Source organism: Pseudomonas sp. HMWF006 (assembly GCF_003061205.1).
Classification (GTDB): domain Bacteria; phylum Pseudomonadota; class Gammaproteobacteria; order Pseudomonadales; family Pseudomonadaceae; genus Aquipseudomonas; species Aquipseudomonas monsensis.
In genome coordinates, this window is the sequence record NZ_QAIU01000318.1 from 1 (window position 1) to 7,447 (window position 7,447).

6 protein-coding genes are annotated in these 7,447 nt (G+C 61.3%); all 6 read left to right on the plus strand.

Going from position 1 to position 7,447, the window contains the following annotated elements; all coding sequences use genetic code 11:
• Positions 1 to 1,709: penicillin acylase family protein (locus DBR24_RS13010; RefSeq protein ID WP_146189032.1), on the plus strand; the 1,709-nt coding region annotated here is incomplete at its 5' end.
• A gap of 357 nt (positions 1,710 to 2,066) precedes the next feature.
• Complete coding sequence (locus DBR24_RS13015) at positions 2,067 to 3,101, plus strand: ligase-associated DNA damage response exonuclease (protein WP_128614960.1); 1,035 nt, start codon at positions 2,067 to 2,069, stop codon at positions 3,099 to 3,101.
• A complete protein-coding gene (locus DBR24_RS13020; protein WP_128614961.1) occupies positions 3,098 to 4,786 on the plus strand; it encodes an ATP-dependent DNA ligase in 1,689 nt (562 codons plus the stop codon). The genes DBR24_RS13015 and DBR24_RS13020 overlap by 4 nt, the downstream gene beginning before the upstream one ends.
• A gap of 396 nt (positions 4,787 to 5,182) precedes the next feature.
• Positions 5,183 to 5,965 carry a transporter substrate-binding domain-containing protein gene (locus tag DBR24_RS13025; protein ID WP_008083900.1) on the plus strand — a complete coding sequence of 261 codons (783 nt, stop codon included), beginning with the start codon at positions 5,183 to 5,185 and terminating at the stop codon, positions 5,963 to 5,965.
• Between the two features lie 57 nt (positions 5,966 to 6,022).
• A complete protein-coding gene (locus DBR24_RS13030; RefSeq protein ID WP_128614962.1) occupies positions 6,023 to 6,751 on the plus strand; it encodes an ABC transporter permease in 729 nt (242 codons plus the stop codon).
• On the plus strand, positions 6,748 to 7,447 hold a 700-nt coding region (locus DBR24_RS13035; protein WP_128614963.1), incomplete at its 3' end, for an ABC transporter permease. The genes DBR24_RS13030 and DBR24_RS13035, both read left to right, overlap by 4 nt.

Below are 7,447 nucleotides of genomic sequence, written 5' to 3' on the forward strand. Positions count from 1 at the left end.
GCCAACAGCTGTCGGCGCTGAACCTGCTCGGCACCACCTCGTCGAACAATTGGGCCATCGCCCCGCAACGCAGCCGCAGCGGCAAGAGCCTTCTCGCCAGCGACAGCCATGGCCCACTGGCGGCAACGTCGCTGTGGACCTTCGTACAGATCCGCGCACCGAAGTATCAGGCCGCCGGTGTCACCGTTGCCGGTTTGCCGATGGTGCTCGGCGGCTTCAACGGCAAAGTTGCGTGGAGCGCCACCAGCGTGCTCGGCGACAACCAGGACCTGTTCCTGGAAAAAATCCGTCGTCAGGGCAACAGCCTGACCTACGAGGTCAATGGCAAATGGCAGCCGCTGGGCGTGCGCAACGAAACCTATTTCGTCAAAGGCCAGCGGCCGATTCGCGAAGCGGTGTACGAAACCCGCCACGGCGCGCTGCTCAACAGTGCCCAGGCCGCGGCACAGGGCAACGGTTTTGGCCTGGCCCTGCAAACACCGAGCTTCACCGACGACAAGTCGCTGGACGCGTTTTTTGACCTGACCCGTGCGCAGAACGTTGAACGTGCCTCGGACGCGAGCCGCGAGATCCGCGCCATTGCCCTGAACATGGTGTTCGCCGACGCCAGCAACATTGGCTGGCAAGTCACCGGGCGTTTCCCCAACCGCCGTGAAGGCGAAGGCCTGCTGCCGTCGCCGGGCTGGGAAGGTCGTTACGATTGGGACGGTTACGCCGACCCGATGCTGCACCCGTACGATCAGGACCCGGCGCAAGGCTGGCTCGGCACCGCCAACCAGCGGGTGATTCCTCACGGTTACGGCATGCAACTGTCGAACTCCTGGGCGGCGCCGGAACGTGGCGAGCGTCTGGCGGAACTGGCCGGCAGCGGCAAGCATGACGGCCGCAGCGTGATCGCCATGCAGTACGACCAGACCACCACGTTTGCCGCCAAACTGAAAAAAATGTTCGAAGCGCCGGGCATGAAGCAACCGCTGAAACAGGCGATCGACGCCCTGCCGGAAGCGGAGCGCAACAAGGCCCGCGAGGCCTTCACCCGCCTGATGGCATTCGACGGCAAACTCAGCCCGACTTCGGCCGATGCGGCGATCTACGAACTGTTCCTGCAAGAAAGCATGAAACAGATCTTCCTCGACGAACTGGGCCCTGAATCGAGCCCGGCGTGGAAAGCGTTCATCGCCAACGGCGACTTGTCTTACGCGGCCCAGGCCGATCACTTGCTCGGCCGTGAGGACAGTCCGTTCTGGGATGACATTCGCACGCCACAGAAAGAAGACAAGGCCGTGATCCTCGCCCGCAGTTTCGCGGCGGCGATCAGCGCTGGCGACGGTCAACTGGGTGGCGATCACCGGGCTTGGCAGTGGGGCAAACTGCATAGCTACGCGTGGAAAAACGCCAATGGCCAGACCGTTCGCGGACCGCTGGCAGCCGGGGGCGATCACACCACCCTGAATACCGCCGCGTTCGCCTGGGGCCAGGACTTCACCACCACCCGCGCGCCGTCGATGCGCTTTATCGTCGACTTTGGTCAGGCTGAACCGCTGATGGGGCAGAACGGTACCGGCCAGTCGGGGAACCCGGTCAGCCCGAACTACCTCAACGGTGTCGATGCATGGCTGAAGGGGCAGTACATCGGTTTGCCGATGCAGCCGCAGAACTTTGACCGGGTGTACGGCAAAACCCGCCTGACCCTCACCCCCGGCAAATAAGGCAAACATCAAGAGCCCCTCACCCTAACCCTCTCCCAAAGGGAGAGGGGACTGATTGGGGGTTGCTTAAGGCATGCGCCGACCTGAACGGGCCGAATCCATATTCGACTCGGTTCGGGCTTTGCCGAATCCATATTCGACTCGGTTCAGGCTTTGCCGAATCCAGAATCAACTCGGCTGTGCTTTGCCGAACCCATAATCGACTCGGTCTTTCAGGTCGATGTAATTCGCCTGACACCTCGGTCGGCCCCCTCTCCCTCCGGGAGAGGGCTGGGGTGAGGGGGCTTTTCAAAGTCGATAGAACTTCCGGACTCGCGCCCGCCTCATAGCTAACAAGCCCCCCATTCTGGTAACGACATGGACCTTGTTATCGCGCGCCCCGAAGGTTTGTATTGCCCGGCAGGCGATTTCTATATTGACCCGTGGCGTTCCGTCGAACGCTCGGTCATCACCCATGCCCACGGCGATCACGCCCGTAACGGCAACCAGCATTACCTGGCCAGCAGCGCCAGCGAAGGGATTTTGCGTGCGCGACTGGGTCAGGACATCAATCTGCAGACCCTCGCCTACGGCCAGCGCCTGACCCACCACGGCGTTACCTTGAGTTTTCACCCGGCGGGCCATGTGCTCGGTTCGGCGCAGGTGCGTCTGGAGTACGGCGGCGAAGTCTGGGTCGCGTCCGGCGATTACAAGATCGAACCGGACGGCACTTGCGCGCCGTTCGAGCCGGTGCGTTGCCATACCTTCATTACCGAATCGACCTTCGGCCTGCCGATCTACCGCTGGCAGCCGCAGGCGCAGGTGTTCAGCGAGATCAACCAGTGGTGGCAGGCGAACATCGCCGCCGGCAAGGCCAGCGTGTTGTTCTGCTATTCGTTCGGCAAGGCCCAGCGCATTCTGCACGGCATCGACGCCAGTCTCGGGCCGATCCTCAGTCATGGCGCGGTCGAACCGCTGAACCGGGTCTACCGCGAAGCCGGGGTGTACCTGCCGCCGACGATCTACGCCGGCGATGTGAAAAAGTCCGACCCGATCATGCGTCAGGCCTTGGTCATCGCCCCGCCGTCGGCCGGTGGCAGCACCTGGATGCGGCGTTTTGGTGATTTCAGCGACGCCTTCGCCAGCGGCTGGATGCGCCTGCGCGGCACTCGCCGGCGACGTGGCGTGGATCGCGGCTTCGTGCTGTCCGATCACGCCGACTGGCCCGGCCTGCTCTGGGCCATCAACCAGACCGGTGCCGAACGGGTGATGGTCACCCACGGCTCGATCAGCGTGCTGGTGCGTCATCTGCGCGAACAGGGCCTGGACGCGCAGGGTTTCAGCACCGAATACGGCGATGACGAAGAGGAGAACATCGGCGCCGCCCCGGTTATTGCCGAGGTACAAGCATGAAAGCCTTTGCCGAGTTGTACGCCGAACTCGACGCCACCACGTCCAGCAACGCCAAACTGGCGGCCATGCAACATTACTTCGCCCAGGCTGCACCGCAGGACGCCGCCTGGGCGGTGTACTTTCTGTCCGGCGGTCGTCCACGGCAACTGGTGCCGGTGCGCATCCTGCGCGAATTGGCCGTCGAGGTCTCGGGGCTTGCACCCTGGCTGTTCGAAGAGAGCTACCAGGCGGTCGGCGATCTGGCGGAAACCATTTCGCTGGTACTGCCGGAAAACCCGCACAGCTCCGAGGCCGGGCTGGCCGAGTGGGTCGAAGACAAACTGCTGCCATTGCGCGGTGAAACCCCGGAATACCTCACCCGCCAACTGCCAGCGCTGTGGGCGCAACTGGACCGACCGAGCCTGATGCTGTGCATCAAGCTGATCACCGGCAGTTTCCGCGTGGGGGTGTCGAAACTGCTGGTCACTCGCGCCCTGGCCTCCATGGCCGGGCTCGACAGCAAACGCGTGGCGCAGCGGTTGGTGGGTTACACCGACCTGTCGAACCGGCCGAACGCGGCCAGCTATCTGAAACTGATCGCCGCAGAATCGGCCGACGAGCACGCCCAGCGCGGCGGGCAACCGTACCCGTTTTTCCTCGCCCATGCCTTGTCGCAACCGGTCGAGGAGTTCGAAGCACTGATCGGCCCGGCGAGCAACTGGCAGGTGGAATGGAAGTGGGATGGCATCCGCGCGCAGGTGGTCAAGCGCGAAGGGCGTTTGTGGGTGTGGTCGCGCGGCGAGGAACTGGTGACCGAACGCTTTCCCGAGCTTGATGTGCTGGTACACGGTTTGCCGGAAGGCACGGTGGTCGATGGCGAAATCGTCGTGTGGAAAAGCACGCATCCGCGCACTGAAGACGCTTTCGATCCGCAATCGACCGAACCACCGGCGGTGCAACCCTTTGCCTTGCTGCAACAACGCATCGGTCGCAAGACCCTCGACAAGAAGATTCTCGAAGAGGTGCCGGTGGTGGTGCTCGCCTACGACTTGCTGGAATGGCAGGGTGAGGACTGGCGCAACCGGCCGCAGGCCGAGCGCCGCGCGCAACTGGAAGCGCTCATCGCCGGGTGCAACAGCCCGGTGTTACTGCCCTCCCCTGTGTTGACCGGCACCGACTGGTTCGACCTCGCCCGCCAGCGCGAAGCTTCGCGGCGGCTGGGAGTCGAGGGCATGATGCTCAAGGCCCGCGACGCGTTTTACGGCGTCGGCCGCACCAAGGACATGGGCGTGTGGTGGAAGTGGAAAGTCGACCCGTTCAGTGTCGACGCGGTGCTGATCTACGCGCAACGCGGCCATGGTCGACGCGCCAGTCTGTACAGCGATTACACCTTCGCGGTGTGGGACGGCCCGCCGGAGTCGAGCGAGCGGTCACTGGTGCCGTTTGCCAAGGCCTATTCCGGGCTGACCGATGAGGAAATGCGCCAGGTCGACAGCATCGTGCGCAAGACCACGGTGGAAAAGTTCGGCCCGGTCAGCAGCGTGAAACCGAGCCTGGTGTTCGAGTTGGGGTTCGAAGGCATTGCCCTTTCGCGTCGACACAAAAGTGGTATTGCCGTGCGTTTCCCGCGCATGCTGCGCTGGCGCCAGGACAAGACCGTGGAAGAGGCCGATAGCCTGGCGACGTTACAGGATCTGTTGGCGTGACCCGGTTTTCCAGGACAGCGACCACGCATAGGAATGAATAACCGGCAGCGAGAGATCATCTGTGGCGAGGGGATTCATCCCCGTTCGACTGCGAAGCAGTCGCAAATCCCGATCACGCATTTACCGGGCTGTCGGGGGGGCGCCCAGCGCGCCCAACGAGGATAAATCCCCTCGCCACAAAAGCACTGTGAACCGCGGAAACGAGCCATCTTGGTGCAACGCATTTAACGCGCCCGTTTCCGTGCACCAATCCCCTCCTCGCCATGCTTGCGCCACCTTTTAAAACACTTGTTCGGGACTCTGGTTCGGAAATTGCTACTTTCTATGTGTCGTACGCGTTCCAGTAACAATAATTCTGCGCCACAAGCGCTCATATTGGTTCTTAGGGATTGAATAATGAAAAAAGCATTGCTGACCCTTTCTGCACTGGCGTTGTGCATGGCCGCCGGCTCCGCGCTGGCCAAGGAATACAAAGAGCTGCGCTTTGGCGTTGACCCTTCGTACGCACCGTTTGAGTCGAAAGCGGCCGACGGCAGCCTGGTGGGCTTCGATATCGACTTGGGTAACGCGATCTGCGCCGAACTGAAGGTCAAGTGCAAGTGGGTCGAAAGCGACTTCGACGGCATGATTCCGGGCCTGAAAGCCAATAAATTCGACGGTGTGATCTCGTCGATGACCGTGACCCCGGCCCGCGAAAAAGTCATCGACTTCTCCAGCGAACTGTTCTCCGGCCCGACCGCCTACGTGTCGAAAAAAGGCTCCGGTATCACCGCAGACGTTGCGTCGCTCAAAGGCAAAACCGTCGGCTACGAGCAAGGCACCATTCAGGAAGCCTATGCCAAAGCCGTGCTGGACAAGGCCGGCGTGAAGACTCAGGCCTATCAGAACCAGGACCAGGTGTATTCCGACCTGACTTCCGGCCGTCTCGACGCGGGCATTCAGGACATGCTGCAAGCCGAATTGGGCTTCCTGAAGTCGCCACAAGGCGCCGACTATGACGTCAGCAAGCCGGTCGACAACGAATTGCTGCCAGCCAAGACCGCTGTCGGTATTAAGAAAGGTAACACTGAGCTGAAGGCCCTTTTAGATAAAGGTATCAAAGCGTTACACGATGATGGCAAATACGCCGAGATTCAAAAGAAACACTTTGGCGATCTGAACCTGTACAGCGGCAAATAATGCCCCGGCGCCCATCACTCGATGGGCGCCTTTTCCATCCGCTCAGGTTGCTGATTTATGTTCGAAAACCTCTTACAAAATCTGGGGCTCTCCGCCTTCAGCCTCAAGGGCTTCGGTCCTTTGCTGTTGGAAGGCACCTGGATGACCATCAAATTATCGGCGTTGTCGCTGCTGGTGGCCGTGTTGCTCGGTCTGATCGGCGCCAGTGCCAAGCTGTCCAAAGTCAAACTGGTGCGCCTGCCAGCCCAGCTCTACACCACGCTGATTCGCGGGGTGCCGGATCTGGTGCTGATGCTGCTGATCTTCTACAGCCTGCAAACCTGGCTGACTTCGCTCACCGACTACATGGAATGGGAATACATCGAAATCGACCCGTTCAGCGCCGGAGTACTGACCCTGGGCTTCATTTATGGGGCGTATTTCACCGAGACCTTCCGTGGCGCGATCCTCGCCGTACCGCGCGGTCAGGTCGAAGCGGCCACCGCCTATGGCCTCAAGCGTGGCCAGCGTTTTCGTTTCGTGGTGTTCCCGCAAATGATGCGCTTTGCCTTGCCGGGCATCGGCAACAACTGGATGGTGATGCTCAAGGCCACCGCGCTGGTGTCGATCATCGGTCTGGCCGATCTGGTCAAAGCCGCGCAGGACGCCGGTAAAAGCACCTACCAACTGTTTTACTTCCTGGTCATCGCCGCGTTGATTTACCTGCTGATCACCAGTGCCTCGAACTTCATCCTGCGCTGGCTCGAACGCCGCTACGCCGCCGGTGCCCGGGAGGCCGTACGATGATCGAACTCCTGCAGGAATACTGGAAAGCCTTCCTCTATACCGACGGCCAGAACATCACCGGTCTGGCGATGACGATGTGGCTGCTCAGCGCGTCGATTTTCTTTGGTTTCCTGGTGTCGATTCCATTGTCGATCGCTCGGGTTTCATCGCACTTCTACATTCGCTGGCCGGTGCAGTTCTACACTTACCTGTTCCGGGGCACGCCGTTGTATATCCAGCTGCTGATCTGCTACACCGGGATCTACAGCCTGGCGGCGGTACGAGCGCAGCCTTTGCTCGACAGTTTCTTCCGCGATGCGATGAACTGCACGATTCTCGCCTTTGCCCTGAACACCTGCGCCTACACCACGGAGATTTTCGCCGGGGCGATCCGCAGCATGAACCATGGTGAAGTCGAAGCGGCCAAGGCCTACGGACTGACGGGCTGGAAGCTGTATGCCTACGTGATCATGCCCTCGGCCCTGCGCCGTTCGTTGCCGTACTACAGCAATGAAGTGATCCTGATGCTGCACTCGACCACCGTGGCGTTCACCGCGACCATCCCCGACATCCTGAAAGTTGCGCGGGACGCCAACTCGGCGACCTTCCTGACTTTCCAGTCGTTCGGCATTGCCGCGCTGATCTACCTGGCCATTACCTTTACGCTGGTCGGCCTGTTCCGCCTCGCCGAACGCCGATGGCTGGCCTTCCTCGGGC